This is a genomic window from Zwartia vadi (assembly GCF_030410375.1).
In the GTDB taxonomy this organism is placed as follows: domain Bacteria; phylum Pseudomonadota; class Gammaproteobacteria; order Burkholderiales; family Burkholderiaceae_B; genus Zwartia; species Zwartia vadi.
Genome location: NZ_JAUHHE010000020.1, coordinates 20,895 through 38,621, shown reverse-complemented (window position 1 = coordinate 38,621; position 17,727 = coordinate 20,895). Strand labels below are relative to the sequence as shown.

Here is a 17,727-nt window from a genome sequence, read left to right as displayed (position 1 = left end):
AGGGAAAAAGCGACTAAGGGCGCTATTTTGGATTTTGTCTAGGTTTGACTAATTTTGTCCATTATATCCCGTTCCAAAGGCAAGGGCTCGGCATTCAAGGCTGCAGCGATCAGATCCCCGGCCAAACTGGACCAAGTCAGGCCTCTCGAAGCAAAGCCGGCGGCTATCCAAAGCCCCTCCTGAGAGGTGACGGGCCCAATACCGGGCAGGCGTCCAGGCAATACGGCGCGCCAGCCTGCCCAACCCTTCAAGTCACCCGACCGAAAATTGTCAAACCGCTCCGGTAGATCAGCCTGTCCCAGCAAATTGGCTGCACGGCTCAAGTTCCCCGAAAGTCCCGCCAAACTGGGTTCAACCTGCTGGGCGCCATGAATATAGCTGCTACCCACCACACACAGCCCCCCAACTGACGGTAAAACATAGCCATCACCAGAGACTATGCAGCGGGGCCCGCCTGCCAAGGTCTGCGAGGGCAACAACGAAATTTCTCCTCCCAGCTGGTGCATCAAAGATATTCTTTCGCAAGGATCCAGTAGCGCACTGCGAAGTAAGAGCTCCTGAGTGCCTTGGGCAGCCGCCAAAATTAACTGGGGGGCTTCGCCAATGACCTCTCCAGTCGCATCGATGACCTCCCACTGTCCTCCAGTCTTTCTCACGCGTTCAACATGCGCATCCACTCGCTCAATGCCAGGCACGGTCAGTAGCGTGTCAATCAGTCTTTCAGGCTGAATGCGCGCCGCACCGGGAAAATACAACCCCCCTCGCGTCAACGGCATACCTGCGATCTCGCTCGCTTCGACTTCAGTGACATAGCGGACCCACTCTTGCGGAAAACGAAGCCCCTCGAGCACCCCTTTGAGATCCACAATTCGGCCACTCACCCGCTGAAGCTGGAGCGCTCCGCAACGCCAAACAATATCTCGACTCACCTGTGACCAACGGCTTTGGGCGCGCAAGCTTCCCGCTCGAGACAGTCGCGCGCGGATATCATCGTCACGTGTCACCATCGGTGTCAGTGCCGCAGCAAGGTGATCACCATGGGCTTGCTGGCGACGTTGTTGCACATCCAGCACCCGCACCTGCCAACCGCGCAAAGCAAGCGCATGCGCAACCCCCGCCCCCGCAATCCCCGCACCAATCACCAGAGCCCGCTTGGTGACTGACTCACCGAGTGCGTAACGGACCATCCGACTTGTGGGATCCAGTACGTCCCGATTATTGAGAGCCGCTGTGCCCGCAGTAGAGGGCAAACAGCCTTTTATGTACAGCCCTTCTTTAAAAGCTAAACGTATACCAGCCGGATCACGCGCGAGGCGGGGAAGCGACTCTTGCCACAGGTTGGTAAGCTCGTGTTGGGATTGTGCTTGCGATCCGCTAAACAACACAGCATCCAACGCTACAGCGAGACGGGGAATAGTCACTTCAACTGGACCAACCACTAGAGTCAGCGTCAGGGCGAGCGCTTCAAAATCCAGCCGGTGTGTCCCTGGCAAGTTGAGTGGCCATTGAGACGCCAATTGGTCGACCAGTCCATGCAGAGCTGCTGGCGTTTGCGCACGCAACCGAGTGCTGATCGTCTGCGACTCAACCACCGCAGTCATTAAGGCCACAACGTGCAGACGCTTGGGGCGCGCCGCATCTTTCCTCCAGCACTCCCAGAGCTTGACAAAGTTTAGGCCCTCGCCAAAGTCAGCCTCCAGCAAGGTGTACTGATTCAGGCCTCGCCATTGCTCTGGCAGCCCCAAACTGGCAAAAAGCATGGTCAAGCATCCCTCAACGCACGTCTTAAAATTTTCCCGACAGTGCTTTTGGGGAGCTCTTCTTTAAACTCAATGAGTTTCGGACACTTGTAGCGGCTCAAGTGCGTCTGACACCATGCATGGATTGCCACCTCATCCAATTGCGGGTCTCGTCGTACAACAAATAATTTCACCACTTCGCCAGACTGGGCGTCAGGCACCCCCACTGCGGCACACTCAAGCACGCCGGGGAGCTCACTCACAACAGCCTCGATTTCGTTGGGGTAAACATTAAAGCCAGAGACCAGAATCATGTCTTTTTTGCGGTCAACAATAAAGATATAGCCTCGCTCATCCATACGGCCGATATCACCCGTCTTTAAAAACCGCTCGGCGGTCATCACTGCGGCAGTCTCTGCCGGTGCATGCCAATATCCTTTCATAACCTGCGGCCCGCGCACTGCAACCTCGCCCTCCTGACCCTGACTCACCGGCTGTCCTTGGTCATCCACAATACACACTTCAGTAGAAGGCAAAGGCAGTCCAACGCTCCCAGAGTACTGGCTGGCATTGGTTGGGTTGGCGGCGACTACGGGCGAGGTTTCAGACAATCCATACCCTTCGATCAAGGGTCGGCCCGTGACACGCAGCCATTGTTCAGCCACTGCGCGCTGGATCGCCATGCCCCCACCAAAGGCTAAGCGCAAGTCCGAAAAATCAAGCTTCGCAAAACGCTCATCGTGGGCCAACGCATTAAACAACGTGTTGATACCCGGGAATACGTGTGGCGGCTCTTTACGTATTGCATAAATCAAGGACGCACGGTCTCTGGGGTTAATGACCAACACGCTTTTCATGCCCGCATGCATGGCGTAAAAACCGCAGACTGTCATGGCAAACACGTGATAAAGCGGAAGCGCCGTGAGCATCGTCAGCGGTTGTGCAAGCAGATCTTCCAGAGCAGGTCTGGCGACGGCTTCCACCTGCAAGACATTGGCCACCAAATTGCCATGCGTCAACATCGCCCCTTTTGGCTGACCTGTTGTGCCGCCGGTGTATTGCAAAACAGCCAGATCTTCCAAAGAAAGCTTCGGAGCCACCCAAGGATGGTGATGCCCTTGTTTAAGGACTGCACCCCACGACCAAGCATCGGGAATGGGTTTTTTAGGCCCAAGCTTGCGGACGTAACGCGCCCCCATATTGACTAAGCAACCCTTTATTGCACCTAACATCTCTCCCGGCGCGACCACCACGCGATGCCTGAGCTCAGGACAGTCCGTCACTTGCTCAAGGGTATGTGCGACACTTTCAAGCACCACGATGGTGCATGCTCCGCTATCACGCAACTGTACAGACAGCTCTCTGGGCGTGCAAAGAGGGTTGACATTGACAATGACATGTCCGGCACGAAGCGTGCCAAGTAACGCCACCAAATAAGGCAAGACATTGGGCATCATCAAGGCCACCCGCGACCCTTTTGGTAGAACAAGCGACTGCAGCCAGCCCGCAAACGCCTGCGCATTTCGATCGAGAGCCTGAAAACTCAAGGCTTCCCCGAACGAACTTGCAACAGTGCGCTGTGTATACTTTTCGCATGCGCGGTCGAGCAAATCCACAAGCGATACGTAGTCGTGGGCCGGAATATCGGCTGGAACGCCCGCCGGGTATTGATTGGTCCAAGGATATTGCATAATCGGGTTGCTGGTGAGGGTTATTCTTTAGTGGCAACTATTTAGATCCATAATACCGTTAGACATTATCTTTTAGAGTGATTTGCATGAAACTTCTAGAGCCCTTTCTCAATTGGCAGTCCGAAATTCAAGCAATTCGCCGAGATCTGCACGCCCATCCGGAACTGTGTTACGAAGAACTACGCACCGCGGATGTTGTCGCCAATGCCCTCCAAAAGTGGGGTATCCCGATCCACCGGGGTTTAGGCGGAACAGGCGTGGTGGGAATTATTGAAGGACGCACACCAGGCAGCCGAGCAATTGGTTTGCGCGCGGATCTGGATGCGCTCCCCATGCAGGAGCTCAATAATTTTGAGCACGCCAGCCGGCATCCCGGCAAAATGCACGGTTGCGGACATGACGGCCACACCGCGATGTTGTTGAGCGCCGCGCGTTATCTTGCCGAGCATAAAAACTTCGACGGTACGGTTTATGCCATTTTTCAACCCGCCGAGGAAGGTGGCGCAGGCGCCAAGCGCATGATGGAAGACGGCCTATTTGCCAAGTTTCCCATGCAAGCGGTGTTTGGCATGCACAACTGGCCAGGTCTGCCCGTTGGTCATTTTGGTCTGACTGCCGGACCGATCATGGCCTCAAGCAACCAGTTTCACATCACGGTGCGCGGCAAAGGCGCGCACGGCGGCATGCCTCATCTGGGCGTGGATCCAGTGATGACAGCCGTGCACATCGCCCAGGCCTTACAAAGCATCGTGACCCGCAACCGCCATCCCCTCGAGGCAGCGGTGTTGAGTATTACGCAGATTCATACTGGCAGCGCGGACAACGTCATTCCTACCGAAGCCGAGATGCGCGGTACGGTCAGAACGTTTACGGTCGAAACGCTGGACATGATTGAACAGCGCATGCGCGAAATCATCCAGCACTCTGCAGCCGCCATGGGTGCCGAAGCGGATTTTACGTTTGCGCGCAAATACCCACCAACAATCAATCATCCTAAAGAATCGGCCTTTTGTGCGGAGGTCATGCGTGAAATCGTGGGGGACAAACACGTCAACGACCACGTCACTCCCACCATGGGCGCCGAGGACTTTGCCTTCATGCTCGAAGAAGTGCCAGGTTGCTATGTGTGGATTGGCAACGGTTCGGGAGAACATCGTGAGTCTGGACATGGGTTGGGGCCATGCATGCTGCACAACGGCTCTTACGACTTTAACGATGATCTGCTCCCCCTTGGTGCCACGTACTGGGTCAAACTCGCTGAAAACTGGTTTAAACGCACCTAAACCACTATTTTGAAAATTGACGTAGCAAAACGATCACTTGGATTGGGTGGATGTTTCGGGTTAGTATCTCGGTCACTTTCAACCAGCTGACCGAATAGATATGTCTCACCCCGCAAGTGCTGTTGTTTCTCCCTGGCGTGACAGGATCAATGGCGTTCTTTTTGTCGGTCTGCTCGCCGCTGCAGTCACACAACTCGCAGGAGTGGCTTTTGTTAAGACACTCGGGTTCAGTCCTCTGGTCGTCGGTATTGTTTGCGGGATGCTGTATGGCAACTTCCTGCGCGGAACGATGCCGGCGGAATGGGGCGTGGGCGTGCACTTTACCGCCAGACGCATGTTGCGCGTCGCCGTGGCCTTCTATGGGCTGAACATCAGCATCCAGCAAATCATCGAAGTCGGACTACCCGGCCTGGTTGTCTCGGTTGGCATCGTTCTGGGCGTGTTGATCCTGGGCACCTTGATCGGAACCAAACTTCTCAAGCTCGATCGCGATACAGCAATGCTGACCTCAGCTGGCAGCGCCGTATGTGGTGCAGCCGCTGTGCTGGCGTTTGAATCCACACTGAAAGCCGCGCCTCATAAAGCGGCAGTCGCCGTGGCAACGGTTGTTCTTTTTGGCACGATTTCAATGTTCCTCTATCCTATCCTTTATCAGGCAGGCTGGTTTGGGATGGATCCACGCGCCTTCGGTATTTTTCTGGGTGGCTCTGTCCACGAGGTCGCGCAGGTTGTCGCTTCCGCTAGCAACATCGATGCCGCAACCACAGAAGTCGCCACGATCGTGAAAATGACACGCGTCGCCCTACTCGTGCCTGTACTGATCATTCTGGGTATCTGGCTACGACACACTGCCATCGCCAAAGCCGAGGCTGGCGCTCCCCGTCCAAAACTACCGATCCCCTGGTTTGCGATCGGCTTTTTAGTCCTTGCGCTGATCAACTCTGCAAACGTCATTCCGCCCAATGTGCTGCAGGCCTTGAGAACTCTGGATATTTTCGTCTTAACCATGGCGATGACTGCCTTGGGAATCGAAACACGCTTCACACAAATTCGTCAGGCCGGCCCCCGTGTCGTAGCTTTAGGCGTGATCCTGTTTATACTGCTTGCATTCGGCGGCTACGCATTAGTGAAGCTTGTCACCTGAACAACCATGGCGTACTCACATGACGCAAACACCTGTCGAGCCCAAAGCATCTGTCAGGCGCCTTGATCCCGAGGACGCCCAGCTCGCGCTCGCCAGAGTTCAGGAGTTGCTGCATCGTCATGAGTTAGTTGAAAACCTCGTGCACCGTCAAGAGGATGGCGATCAACGCGCCGAGTTAGTCGAAAACCTCTTACACCGCCAACACGAAGCCGAATTGACCGAACTGGTCAATGATCTGCATCCGGCTGATATCGCGTTCATCCTGGGATCGGTTCCCAATATCGAACGCCAGATGATCTGGCGTCTGGTGAGTGCCGAACACGATGCCGATGTACTGCTTGAGGTCGATGACTGGGTCCGTGAATCACTCATCAAGACCATGGATCGCGAAGATCTCGTGGCCGCGACGGAGAACATGGATGCAGACGAGCTCGCGGACTTGGCGCCCGACTTGCCTCCGGATGTGGTGGCCGAGGTGCAAAAGGGACTCACTGTCGAAGAGCGCGCCCGACTTATCGAGGCAATGGGCTACCCCGAAGACAGCGTGGGCGGCATCATGGACTTCGAGATGGTGCGCGTTCGAGAGGACGTGTCCCTTGAAGTGGTCTTGCGTTACCTGAGACGTTTGCCCGAACTCCCGGATCATACGGATCAGATTTTTGTCGTCAACCGTCAAGAAAAACTTCTCGGCACGCTCAGCCTGTCCTCGTTATTGGTCAACGAGCCAGACGCGCAAGTGAGCGATGTCATGAAAACTGACTACCTCTCGCTCAGCCCGCTGGATGCTGACGCTGAGGCTGCGGGCGCATTCGAGCGCTACGATTTGGTGTCTGCGCCCGTAGTGGATGATCTGGGTCGTCTGATTGGACGCGTCACAATCGCCGAGGTGGTGGACGTGATCCGCGAAGACTCGGATGAGCAGGCGCTGTCCCGTGCCGGTATGCAAGACGAGGATATTTTTGCGCCTGTCACCCGCGCACTGCGTAACCGTGCGCCCTGGTTGCTTTTAAACCTCTGCACTGCCGCAACCGCCTCTTTTATCGCTTCGCGTTTCGAGGACACCGTCAGCACGATCGTCGTATTGGCTTTCCTCATGTCGATTGTCGCGGGCATTGGTGGCAACTCTGGCAATCAGACCATGACGCTGATTATTCGTGCCTTGGCAGTCGGTCGCATTACCAACAAAAACGTGTGGCAGCTTTTTCAGCGTGAGTTGCTGGTGACCTTTATGGTGGGCTTTGTCGGCAGTGCGATTGCCGCAGTATTTGCTTGGGCGATTTCGAGTTCCATTGCCATTGCACTGGTCATGATGGCTGCCATGATCTGCAATATGCTGGTTGGCGCGATGATTGGCGTGCTTGTCCCGATCGTACGCAATCGCTTTGGAAAAGATCCCGCCATGGGATCCTCCGTGTTGCTGACGTTCGCAACGGACTCCCTGGGATTCTTTATCTTTTTGGGACTGGCTACGCTTTTTCTGCTCTAACGTGCGTCACTGCCAGTATGCGGTTGACGTGGCTGCTGATGCGCGTTGAATCAATGCCATAGACATGAATTGAAACCGCGGTGCGATCACCTTCGTTACTCAAGCGGTGAATAAAATCCATGCCGCCATGCCCACAGACACTTTGACCGGCCGCACGCGGAACACGATTGAACAAATACGCTTGTTCGACTGAGCGATCCCACTCAAAGTGGCTTTCAGTCAAGTCGCCAGTCAACACGCGATAGGCACACCACGTGTAGTGTGCATGCACAGGGCTACCTTGGCGTGGATCCCAGCGCAGCGCCACGACGGTAAACATTCCGGCAGGATCCGCATACAAAATATGGCGGGTGTAGGTTTGCTCGGAATAAGGCATGGACATCACCTGTTTGACCAGTCGCTCTGTCGACACAGGATCAAAAGCCTGATTCAAGGCCTGGCGCACACGGTAGGGGACCAAATCCGCCTCACCTAAACAAGCCTGACGGATGCTTGCGGACAAACCTGTGACTTCTCGATCGAGCAGCGACTCAGGCGAATCTGTGTGTCCAAGTGTTGCAGAAGCCATTGATGGCTGGATAGATGATGACTGAACCGAAGACAAGGTCTGCATAGATGAACACCCGGCGCGAAAGATCCCTCATCATAAAACCCTACATATAGAAAGTATTTGCAATTTATCTGTTCATCCATTAAAAAATAGTAATATTTTCTAATAATCAAAAGAAATATAGATTTTTCATGCAAATAGATAAAAAAGACCGCGAAATACTCAGGCTGATGCAAGAAGATGCCAGCCTGTCTCTGGCCGAGCTCGCAAGTGCTGTGAACCTGACTCCGACACCTTGCTGGAGGCGTTTACAAAAACTGCGAGAAGATGGCATCATCAAAAAGCAAGTCGCGCTCTGCGATGCGCGCAAGCTAAACCTGGGCTTGACCACCTTTGTGACCATTCGCACCAGTCAGCACAATGAAAAGTGGATGAAGCGCTTTGTGGATGGCGCCACAAGCATCCCGGAAATCGTGGAGATCTACCGCCTGAGCGGCGATGCGGACTATCTGCTCAAAATTGTTGTGCCGGATATCGATCGCTATGACAGCGTTTACAAGCGACTGATCCGCTCGGTAGAACTACTCGACGTGAGTTCCGCGTTTGCGATGGAGACCATCAAGTGCACGACGGCACTGCCCTTGGACTACGCGCAGTAAATCCCCAACCAGCGCAAACCCTGCCGCTCGCATGGCGTGTTAAGAGGACTGGTCTTCAGGAATCTCGGAGACCCAGGCCTGCGCAAGGGTGTAGGTCACGGCCAACGCGACGGGACCAACAAAGATCCCAATCAGCCCAAAACTGAGCAAACCGCCAATCACGCCCACAAAGATCAATAAAAGCGGCAAATCCGCCCCCCGCTTAATCAACATGGGTCGCACGAAATTATCCATCGTGCTGACGACGATGCTCCAGACCAACAAAAAGGTCGCCCAGCTGTTGTCACCTTGCCAATACATCCACGCAACAGCGGGAAACATCACCAGACTTGGGCCTGCCTGCGCAATACACAACATCAGCATGAGCGCGGACAACACCGCAGCAAACGGAACGCCAGCAATCACCAGACCCAAACCACCCAAGCTCGTCTGCAAAACAGCTGTCACGCCGACTCCCAGCGCAACCGCACGAATCGCCTGTCCCGCCAGCACGATCGATCCCTCGCCGCGATCACCCGCCAAGCGGCGCCCCAGACGACGCACCATCTTTGCGGCCTCTTCACCGGAACTATAAAAAATCGCGGCTATCAAGACGACCAGGAAAAATTGCAATAGCATTCCGCCAATGCCACCAAACTGCGAGAGTAGCCATTTACCCGTAGAGCTGGCGTATGGCGTCAGATACTCCACAAAACTATTAAAACCGCCCGAGCTCAGCTTTAACCAGAAATCAGAAATTTTTTCACCAATCAAAGGGATGCTCTTGACCCAGTCTGGCGGCGCAGGGACTCCTTTGCTGACCAAGCCCTGCCCGAAGCTCATCAGATCGTGAGAGCGTTCTGCAATCGTGCTGATCGCCCACCACAAGGGCAACACCAGAAGCAGCAGCATCCCAAGCGTCATCACAAACACCGCAGGGGCTCGACGATTACCAAAGGCACGCTCGAGCCCTTTCAACCAGGGCCAGGTCGCCACCACGATCATCGTGGCCCAGACGGATGCGGCCAAGAAAGGCCTCAGCACCCAAAAGCAGAGTGCGATCAGACCCACAACCAAAATGGCCGCCAGAGTGTTGCGTGTCAGATCATGCTGCATCAATACTCACCCTGGGATTGAAATCTGTCGGTGGAAATCGTGTAGGAATCAGGTCAACTGACCGTGGCAGTGCTTGTACTTTTTACCGCTCCCGCATGGGCATGGATCGTTACGACCAATTTTGGGTGCAGCGTTACGCAGCGTTCCGGGATGTTCTTCGGCAACGGCTTTGCGCGAGGGTTGATTTTCCTCAGGAACACTTTCATCGTAATCAGTGTGCTGATATTGGACATTTTGCATCTGCGCAGCACGCGCGGCTTCGAGCTCAGCCTGTTCGACTTCCTCTTGTGTCTGAATGCGAACAGTCATCAACACTTTCATCACATCATCACGCACACGATCGAGCATGCCTGAAAACAGCTCGAAGGCTTCGCGTTTGTATTCCTGCTTGGGATTCTTTTGTGCGTAACCACGCAAATGAATTCCCTGACGCAAGTGATCCAAGGCGGAGAGATGTTCGCGCCATTGCGTATCGATGACTTGCAACATGATCGAGCGCTCAAACCCTGACCAGGACTCCGCGCCCACCGCTTCGACTTTCTGCTGATATGAGGCTTGCGCTGCCTGCAGGACGGCTTCGAGAATGTCTTCTTCGGAAATGCTTTTTGATTCCCGCAACATATCCTTGAGTGGCACCTGAATTTGCCAGTCAGACTCAAGAGCCATTTGCAAGGCATCAATGTCCCACTGCTCTTCGACAGAGCCTGCAGGAACATATTTAGCCACTAAATCCGTAAAGGTGCCGTTGCGAAGATTGTTAATCGTTTCCGCAATCGATGGTGACTCGAGCACCTCGTTACGCTGCGCGTAAAGAACCTTGCGCTGATCGTTGGAGACATCATCGTACTCAAGCAACTGTTTACGCACGTCAAAATTCCGGCCCTCGACTTTGCGCTGAGCCGTCTCAATCGAACGCGACACCATACCTGCCTCAATGGGCTCGCCCTCAGGAAGTTTCAGGCGCTCCATGATGGCGCGCACGCGATCGCCCGCAAAAATACGCATCAAGGGGTCTTCAAGAGACAAATAGAAACGCGAGGAGCCAGGATCGCCCTGGCGGCCGGCACGACCACGCAGTTGGTTATCAATCCGTCGGGACTCATGACGCTCAGTACCAATAATGCGCAAGCCTCCAGCCGCTTTGACCTGCGCGTTCAGCGGCAGCCACTGGGCACGAATCGCTTCAATCTGCGCTGTTTTCTCCGTTTCGCTTAATGCTTCGTTTTCACGAACGTTCTCGATGAGTTTCTCGATGCTGCCACCGAGCACAATGTCGGTACCCCGACCTGCCATGTTGGTCGCAATCGTAATATGGCCAGGCTTACCTGCCTGAGCCACGATCTCCGCTTCGCGAGCATGTTGTTTAGCGTTCAACACCTCGTGACGCAAACCTGCTTTGGTCAGTAAACCAGACAACAACTCCGAGTTTTCAATGCTGGTTGTGCCGACCAGCACAGGCTGTCCACGCTCTTGGCAATCGCGGATATCCGCAAGAATGGCATTGAATTTTTCAGTGGCTGTTTTGAAAATCTGATCGTTCTGGTCGGCGCGTATCATCGGCCGATTGGTTGGAACGATCACCGTTTCAAGACCATAGATTTCTTGAAACTCGTAGGCTTCTGTATCGGCCGTACCCGTCATACCGCCAAGCTTTTCATACATCCGGAAATAGTTTTGAAACGTAATCGACGCCATGGTCTGATTTTCGTTTTGAATCGCCACGCCTTCTTTGGCCTCAACCGCCTGATGCAAGCCATCGGACCAACGGCGACCTGACATCAAGCGTCCGGTGAACTCATCAACAATGACCACCTCACCTTCTTGCACCACATAGTGCTGATCACGATGAAAAAGATTGTGCGCGCGCAAAGCCGCCATCAGGTGATGCATCAGTGTGATATTGCGCGCCTCATAGAGAGACTGGCCAGCCGGCAACAGTCCGAGCTCCGTCAGGATTTCCTCTGAGCGCTCGTGTCCAGACTCTGATAAATAAACTTGATGATTTTTTTCATCGACCCAGAAATGACCTTCCGGTTCGGGCTCTTGAGGTTTAGGCTCTGAGGCCATACGTTGCAACATCGCGGGAACGACGTTGACGCGCATGTACATTTCAGTGTGGTCTTCGGCCTGACCGGAAATAATCAAAGGCGTCCGAGCCTCGTCGATCAAGATCGAGTCCACTTCGTCAACGATGGCAAAGACCAAGCCACGCTGTCGACGATCTTCGGCGCGATGTTCCATGTTGTCACGCAGATAATCAAAGCCAAATTCATTGTTCGTACCGTAAGTAATATCGGCACGATAGGCTGAAATTTTCTCTTCGTTGCTTTGCTGTGGCACCACCACACCGACGGACAATCCGAGGAAGTTATAGAGACGCCCCATCCAGCCCGCATCGCGACGTGCGAGGTAATCGTTCACTGTCACCACGTGCACGCCGCGCTCGGTCAACGCATTCAAATAGACAGGCAAAGTCGCCATCAAGGTCTTGCCTTCACCGGTACGCATCTCGGCGATTTTGCCGCTGTGCAAGACCATGCCACCGATCAACTGGACATCGAAGTGTCGCATCCCGAATACGCGCACGCTAGCCTCGCGAACCACTGCAAAAGCTTCGGGTAACAACGCATCAAGGGAAGTACCGGACTTGATGCGCTCGCGGAAAGCATCAGTTTTGGCACGCAACTCAGCGTCTGACAAAGCCTGCATCTGAGGCTCTAGCGCATTGATTTGCTCAACCTGTCGTTTCAACTGTTTGAGCGTGCGATCGTTACGGCTACCGAAGATTTTTTTAAGCAAAGAAAACATGCGTTTAGAACCTGTTCGGACCGACGCGTCAGAACGCGCGTCCAGCTAAGAAATTGTTAGGGCAATATTTGCCGAATAAGCCATTGAGTTTAACGCACGCGTGGCCGCCATGTAATCGAGGATGACCCTGTAACGGGTCTTGCACTCGCAACAGGGGTGGGAATTGGCTGTCCAGCCAAAAATGCGCGCGGATCGAGGGGTTTGTCGTCCTGCCTGACCTCAAAATGCAGATGGGGTCCGGTCGATAGGCCTGTTGAACCTACGCGGGCAATCAGCTGCCCCCGCGTGACCACCTCACCCTCCTTCACCAAAATACTTTTTGCGTGCGCATAACGGGTCATCAAGCCTTCGCCATGATCAATTTCCACCATATTCCCGTAGCCACGGTGCACAGTAACCGTTCTGACCACCCCGCCAGCTGCCGAACGGATCGGCGTGCCATCCGGGGCGCTAAAGTCCAGCCCCTCATGCATGCTCATCTGGCCGTTAAAGGGATTGCGACGCCAGCCGTAAGAGGAACTGAGATATGGGTAGGACTCGATCGGCATCGCGGTAGGTAAACGCGCAACTGTCGCTTTCTGTTGCGTGACAGCCATATCCAGCAAGGACAAGTAATCTCCCTGCCTGGAGAGATTTTTTTGCAGCCAGCCCAGCTCACCCTCGAGTTGCGCCAAAGGCGGTGTGTTTGAGTCTGTTGCGGGCACCCAGAGGTCGTCGAGCACAACGGTAGCCTCGGGCAACTCAGGCACGATGGTGACATCTTTATCGGGTAGTCCGGCGACTTTGGCGACACGCTGACCCAAGCCATCGAGTCGCGCTACTGTTGCTTGTAGCTCACCCACCTTGGCGGCGAGCGCACGCATAGCCTGTGCATCTGACACTGAAGACGCCGTGGTAGTAGGCGCCAAAGCTTGCAACGGTTGATTGTGGGGCTGCACTGTCCATACCAGCCTCTGGAGTGCCGCACCCGCAACGAGTGCCCCCACGAGTAAAAGACCAACGATCAGGATCAGTCGGCTTACACTTACCGTGATGGGCGCATACTTCCCCTGCCTCGAAGGCATAATCACTAACTTCATCTGACAATCCTTTACCTATGGTCGCTCCCCCTCCTCGCCGATCGCGCACATCTGGGCAATCTGGCAGCACCCATTTAATTGGGTGGCTGGGTCACGACTCGCAGTCAGCCAATGTACTGGCGACTGCTCAAATGCATCTAAAAATGCGTAGTGCCGTAGTCAGTGCGCTACCAATCAATATGCGCAGTGCTTTCGAAGTCGTTAAGCTCGAAAACCAAGTCCTGACGCTCATGGTTTCGAGTGCTGCATTTGCTGCAAAGTTCCGTCAATTAGCCCCGCGTGTGACAACACACATGCAAACAGCTGGCTGGAACATCGCAGAGATCAAACTAAAGGTCCAAGGTGGACTTGGACTGCCAGAGGTGGTCAAACCGCCAAGAGAGGCGCGAACACTTGATCAAAACGACCTGAAAGCGTTTGAAAAGCTGCAGACATCATTGCGTCCGGGGCCGCTTGCAGATGCCGTGGCCAAACTGCTCAGACACCATCAAGGCAACACAACTACGCCAGCTTCCACTCCTGACGAAACGCAGCAGGGGCCTCAGACTGAGAACCATACGTGACAATTTCCCAAGCGTCTGGTTGGGCCAGCAAGCTCAGAGCGAGTTGATTATTGAGTGCATGGCCTGATTTGCACGCCACATAGCGCGCAACCAAAGGCTTGCCAATCAGGTACAAATCGCCAACGGCATCGAGTATTTTGTGTTTCACAAACTCGTCGTCGTAACGCAAACCGTCTGTGTTCAACACACGGTATTCATCCATCACGATTGCGTTATCCAGACTTCCGCCCCGGGCTAACCCCATGGAGCGCAAGGCTTCTACTTCGTTAACAAAACCAAATGTACGGGCACGCGCGATTTCTTTGACGTAGGACTGTGTCGCGAAATCTATTTCAGCAAAACTTGCAGTCGAGTTGATCGCCGGATGGCGAAAATCAATCGAAAACGCGAGGGCGAAACCGTCATGAGGCTCGAGTCGAGCCCATTTGGCCTGATCTCCCTCACCTTCGCTGACCTCGACAGTTTTCAGCACACGCAAGAACTTTTTGGGCGCATTCTGCTCCTCGATACCAGCCGAGCGCAGCAAATAAATAAAGGTCGCTGCGCTGCCGTCCATGATCGGCACTTCTTCGGCCGTCAGGTCAATATGCAGGTTATCGATACCCAAACCGGCCAATGCAGACATCAAGTGCTCGACGGTTGAAACGCGACCCACACCCTCTCCGAGCACGGAAGCCATACGCGTGTCTCTGACCATCGCCGCTTGCGCAGGGATATCGACCACCTCGGGCAAATCCACCCGGTGAAATACGATGCCTGTATCCGGTGCTGCGGGACGCAGCGTCAACTCCACGCGCCGGCCAGAATGCAGGCCGACACCAGTGGTCTTGACGAGGCTTTTAAGGGTACGTTGACGAAACATATATCGGAGCTAATTCCTTGAAATCTTAGGCTATTGTACCGCTTTTAGTGTTTATTGCACTGGTAATTAGAGACGACAACGCACCCGGACTGGGGAAGCCCGGATGCGAACCCGGAAACCTCATGGAAGGCTTCCGGACAGGGAGTCAGTCAGTGCTCTTCGCAGGCAACTCAGTTGCCCGTTTGAACGAGGCTTTCCAGCCTCTTTGACTGATTAATCTGCCTGGCGGCGCAAAAATGCGGGAATGTCGTAGTGCTCCATTCCGGCCGTTTCGAGTGCACGGACTTGTGCGCTCGCCTGCGTACGCGGATTGCGCAACACCGAAGGCACGCCAAGGTCCTGACCGTTGCCAACTGGCATGTTGTCAGTGCCTGTGCGCTGCAGCTCCAAGGGCTCAGGTACGATTTGTGGGCGGCTCTGCGCACGTCCCAAACCGGTTGCCACAACAGTCACACGCAGATTGTCGCCCATCGAGTCGTCATAAGCCGTACCAAAGATCACTGTGGCTTCAGGGGAGGCAAAACCACTGATGTGATCCATGATGGCGCGTGTCTCTTTCATCTTCAGCGAGCTGCTCGCTGTGATGTTGACCAGCACGCCGCGCGCGCCATTCAGATTCACGCCCTCAAGCAACGGACATGCGACAGCTTGCTCTGCGGCAATCTTGGCACGATCCGGACCGGAGGCCATCGCTGTGCCGAGCATTGCCTGGCCTTGCTCACCCATGATGGTCTTGACGTCTTCAAAGTCAACGTTGACGTTACCCTCTACGTTGATGATTTCAGCAATGCCTGCGCAGGCATTGTGCAAGACATCGTCCGCGGCTTTAAAGCAATCTGCCTGCGTAGCGTCTTCGTCCATTAACTCATACAGGTTTTCATTCAACACCACGATCAGCGAATGCACGTACTTTGACAATTCGTTGATGCCGTCTTCCGACATCTTCATGCGCTTGGCGCCTTCGAAAGAAAAAGGCTTGGTGACGACGCCGACGGTCAAAATACCCAGTTCCTTGGCCACTTCGGCCACAACCGGACCTGCTCCTGTACCGGTGCCACCACCCATACCCGCGGTAATGAACACCATGTTCGCGCCACTGAGTGCCGAACGAATTTCTTCGCGTGCCAACTCGGCAGCTGCACGTCCCTGGTCAGGCTTGGCGCCCGCGCCCAAACCGGTGCGGCCCAGACGAATCTGAACAGGCGCATTTGTGGCAGCCAATGCTTGCGCATCAGTATTGCAACAAATGAAATCCACGCCCTGCACACCGGAACGAATCATATGCGAGACGGCATTGCCGCCCGCTCCACCGACACCAACGACCTTGATCACTGTGCCTTTATTTGCGTTATCTAACATTTCAAACATCATGATTGACTCCCTCAAGTCTTAAACTAAAAAGTTTCTAAATTCCCCAAACTACTTTTAGAAACCGTTTCAAACTCGGCGCCGACGGTGTCCGCACCGGGCTTGAAACGTCTCTACCTCAAGCCGCTTCGCAACATGCTGGCGACTTGTTTGGCGTCCGAAGACCCCAAATTCATTGCATAAACCACTCTTTCATTCTCGCCAAAATGGCCTTGAAACTTCCTGACTGCTGTGTGAATTTGCGACCGCGCAAGCGCTGCATGCGCGCCTCGCCCAACAAACCCATGACAGTCGAGAATCTCGGACTGCGCATCACATCGGCCAAACTACCATCGTAATCAGGCACTGCCACACGCACGGGTTTTAAAAACACATCTTCGGCCAACTCGACCATGCCTGGCATCATCGACGCGCCACCTGTCAGCACCACACCCGAAGACAACAAGTCCTCGTAGCCGGATTCGCGAATCACTTGCTGCACCAAACCAAACAGTTCTTCCACACGCGGTTCGATCACGGCGCCAAGAGCCTGGCGCTTGACCTGACGGGGACCACGGTCGCCCAGACCTGGGACTTCAACCACCTCATCGGGGCTGGCAAGAACTTGTTTAGCGACACCAAAACGCAACTTGATATCTTCTGCATCAGGGGTCGGCGTGCGCAACATCGCTGCGATATCGCTGGTGATTTGATCGCCGGCAATCGGCAGCACGGCGGTGTGACGAATCGCTCCACCGGTGTAAATTGCCACGTCGGTTGTTCCGCCACCGATATCAATCAGCACAACGCCCAGTTCTTTTTCGTCAGCGGTCAGACATGCCAGACTCGAAGCGAGAGGCTGCAAAATCAAGTCCTGAACTTCCAGTCCGCAGCGACGCACGCATTTCACAATATTCTGTGCCGCACTCACGGCGCCCGTCACGATGTGAACCTTGACTTCAAGGCGCAGACCGCTCATGCCAATCGGCTCGCGAATATCTTCCTGACCATCCACGATGAACTCTTGCGTCAGTACGTGCAACACTTGTTGATCGGTCGGGATATTGACTGCTTTCGCAGTTTCAATCACGCGTGCGACATCGGTTGCGGTCACCTCTTTGTCTTTCACCGCGACCATACCACTGGAGTTAAAGCTGCGAATATGGCTGCCCGCGATACCTGTATAGACATCGCGGATTTTGCAGTCCGCCATGAGTTCAGCTTCTTCGAGGGCGCGCTGGATAGAATTGACGGTGGTCTCGATATTGACCACAACGCCTTTGCGCATGCCTCTGGACTCATGCTGGCCAAGACCAAGCACTTCAAAACGTCCCTCGGGCAAGATCTCGGCAACAACAGCAACCACTTTACTGGTGCCGATATCGAGGGCGACGATCAGATCCTTGATGTCACGGGTCATA

General features: G+C 54.5%; 14 protein-coding genes. 5 read left to right on the top strand and 9 right to left on the bottom strand.

What is annotated here, in order from left to right:
- Positions 1 to 38: 38 nt before the first annotated feature.
- Entirely contained in the window at positions 39 to 1,760 is a 1,722-nt protein-coding gene (mnmC1, locus tag QWY27_RS14430) for an FAD-dependent 5-carboxymethylaminomethyl-2-thiouridine(34) oxidoreductase MnmC1 (RefSeq protein ID WP_290199128.1), read from the bottom strand.
- A 2-nt stretch (positions 1,761 to 1,762) separates the two neighbouring features.
- Positions 1,763 to 3,430, bottom strand: coding sequence for an AMP-binding protein (locus tag QWY27_RS14425; protein ID WP_290199127.1), 1,668 nt, complete (start codon positions 3,428 to 3,430; stop codon positions 1,763 to 1,765).
- An 86-nt stretch (positions 3,431 to 3,516) separates the two neighbouring features.
- Here QWY27_RS14425 and QWY27_RS14420 point away from each other — a divergent pair, with 86 nt between their 5' ends.
- The 3 genes from QWY27_RS14420 (at position 3,517) to mgtE (ending at position 7,343) form a co-directional block, all read left to right on the top strand.
- Positions 3,517 to 4,713 (top strand): M20 aminoacylase family protein, encoded by a 1,197-nt coding sequence (locus QWY27_RS14420; RefSeq protein ID WP_290199126.1) that lies wholly within the window; start codon positions 3,517 to 3,519, stop codon positions 4,711 to 4,713.
- Positions 4,714 to 4,813: 100 nt separating this feature from the next.
- The gene (locus QWY27_RS14415) at positions 4,814 to 5,857 is read left to right on the top strand and encodes a YeiH family protein (protein WP_290199124.1); all 1,044 of its coding nucleotides are present in this window, start codon (positions 4,814 to 4,816) and stop codon (positions 5,855 to 5,857) included.
- A gap of 19 nt (positions 5,858 to 5,876) precedes the next feature.
- Entirely contained in the window at positions 5,877 to 7,343 is a 1,467-nt protein-coding gene (gene mgtE, locus QWY27_RS14410) for a magnesium transporter (RefSeq protein WP_290199123.1), read from the top strand.
- On the opposite strand, the gene QWY27_RS14405 is transcribed toward mgtE, so the two are convergent.
- On the bottom strand, positions 7,324 to 7,956 hold the full coding sequence (locus tag QWY27_RS14405; protein ID WP_290199122.1) for a cysteine dioxygenase: 633 nt from the start codon (positions 7,954 to 7,956) through the stop codon (positions 7,324 to 7,326). The two genes, mgtE and QWY27_RS14405, sit on opposite strands and share 20 nt — an antisense overlap.
- Positions 7,957 to 8,090: 134 nt before the next feature.
- Between QWY27_RS14405 and QWY27_RS14400 the strand changes: the two genes are divergently transcribed.
- Positions 8,091 to 8,552 carry an Lrp/AsnC family transcriptional regulator gene (locus QWY27_RS14400; protein WP_290199146.1) on the top strand — a complete coding sequence of 154 codons (462 nt, stop codon included), beginning with the start codon at positions 8,091 to 8,093 and terminating at the stop codon, positions 8,550 to 8,552.
- A 39-nt stretch (positions 8,553 to 8,591) separates the two neighbouring features.
- On the opposite strand, the gene ydiK is transcribed toward QWY27_RS14400, so the two are convergent.
- The 3 genes from ydiK to QWY27_RS14385 form a co-directional block, all read right to left on the bottom strand.
- The gene (ydiK, locus tag QWY27_RS14395) at positions 8,592 to 9,647 is read right to left on the bottom strand and encodes an AI-2E family transporter YdiK (RefSeq protein ID WP_290199121.1); all 1,056 of its coding nucleotides are present in this window, start codon (positions 9,645 to 9,647) and stop codon (positions 8,592 to 8,594) included.
- Between the two features lie 48 nt (positions 9,648 to 9,695).
- Positions 9,696 to 12,455 (bottom strand): preprotein translocase subunit SecA, encoded by a 2,760-nt coding sequence (secA, locus tag QWY27_RS14390; protein ID WP_290199119.1) that lies wholly within the window; start codon positions 12,453 to 12,455, stop codon positions 9,696 to 9,698.
- Positions 12,456 to 12,544: 89 nt separating this feature from the next.
- Positions 12,545 to 13,519, bottom strand: coding sequence for a M23 family metallopeptidase (locus QWY27_RS14385; protein ID WP_435433492.1), 975 nt, complete (start codon positions 13,517 to 13,519; stop codon positions 12,545 to 12,547).
- A gap of 32 nt (positions 13,520 to 13,551) precedes the next feature.
- Between QWY27_RS14385 and QWY27_RS14380 the strand changes: the two genes are divergently transcribed.
- A complete protein-coding gene (locus tag QWY27_RS14380; RefSeq protein ID WP_290199116.1) occupies positions 13,552 to 14,097 on the top strand; it encodes a DciA family protein in 546 nt (181 codons plus the stop codon).
- On the opposite strand, the gene lpxC is transcribed toward QWY27_RS14380, so the two are convergent.
- The 3 genes from lpxC to ftsA form a co-directional block, all read right to left on the bottom strand.
- A complete protein-coding gene (gene lpxC, locus QWY27_RS14375; protein WP_290199115.1) occupies positions 14,036 to 14,959 on the bottom strand; it encodes a UDP-3-O-acyl-N-acetylglucosamine deacetylase in 924 nt (307 codons plus the stop codon). The genes QWY27_RS14380 and lpxC overlap by 62 nt on opposite strands.
- Positions 14,960 to 15,172: 213 nt before the next feature.
- Entirely contained in the window at positions 15,173 to 16,333 is a 1,161-nt protein-coding gene (ftsZ, locus tag QWY27_RS14370; RefSeq protein WP_290199145.1) for a cell division protein FtsZ, read from the bottom strand.
- Positions 16,334 to 16,499: 166 nt separating this feature from the next.
- Positions 16,500 to 17,726, bottom strand: coding sequence for a cell division protein FtsA (gene ftsA / locus QWY27_RS14365; protein ID WP_290199113.1), 1,227 nt, complete (start codon positions 17,724 to 17,726; stop codon positions 16,500 to 16,502).
- Position 17,727 lies beyond the last annotated feature (1 nt).

What these genes read in the sequence shown, in the direction of transcription:
- mnmC1 (WP_290199128.1), bottom strand. Translation starts at nt 1,760, where the DNA reads ATGCTTTTTGCCAGTTTGGGGCTGCCAGAGCAATGGCGAGGCCTGAAT.
- QWY27_RS14425 (WP_290199127.1), bottom strand. Translation starts at nt 3,430, where the DNA reads ATGCAATATCCTTGGACCAATCAATACCCGGCGGGCGTTCCAGCCGAT.
- QWY27_RS14420 (WP_290199126.1), top strand. Translation starts at nt 3,517, where the DNA reads ATGAAACTTCTAGAGCCCTTTCTCAATTGGCAGTCCGAAATTCAAGCA.
- QWY27_RS14415 (WP_290199124.1), top strand. Translation starts at nt 4,814, where the DNA reads ATGTCTCACCCCGCAAGTGCTGTTGTTTCTCCCTGGCGTGACAGGATC.
- mgtE (WP_290199123.1), top strand. Translation starts at nt 5,877, where the DNA reads ATGACGCAAACACCTGTCGAGCCCAAAGCATCTGTCAGGCGCCTTGAT.
- QWY27_RS14405 (WP_290199122.1), bottom strand. Translation starts at nt 7,956, where the DNA reads ATGCAGACCTTGTCTTCGGTTCAGTCATCATCTATCCAGCCATCAATG.
- ydiK (WP_290199121.1), bottom strand. Translation starts at nt 9,647, where the DNA reads ATGCAGCATGATCTGACACGCAACACTCTGGCGGCCATTTTGGTTGTG.
- secA (WP_290199119.1), bottom strand. Translation starts at nt 12,455, where the DNA reads ATGTTTTCTTTGCTTAAAAAAATCTTCGGTAGCCGTAACGATCGCACG.
- QWY27_RS14385 (WP_435433492.1), bottom strand. Translation starts at nt 13,519, where the DNA reads ATGCCTTCGAGGCAGGGGAAGTATGCGCCCATCACGGTAAGTGTAAGC.
- QWY27_RS14380 (WP_290199116.1), top strand. Translation starts at nt 13,552, where the DNA reads ATGGTCGCTCCCCCTCCTCGCCGATCGCGCACATCTGGGCAATCTGGC.
- lpxC (WP_290199115.1), bottom strand. Translation starts at nt 14,959, where the DNA reads ATGTTTCGTCAACGTACCCTTAAAAGCCTCGTCAAGACCACTGGTGTC.
- ftsA (WP_290199113.1), bottom strand. Translation starts at nt 17,726, where the DNA reads ATGACCCGTGACATCAAGGATCTGATCGTCGCCCTCGATATCGGCACC.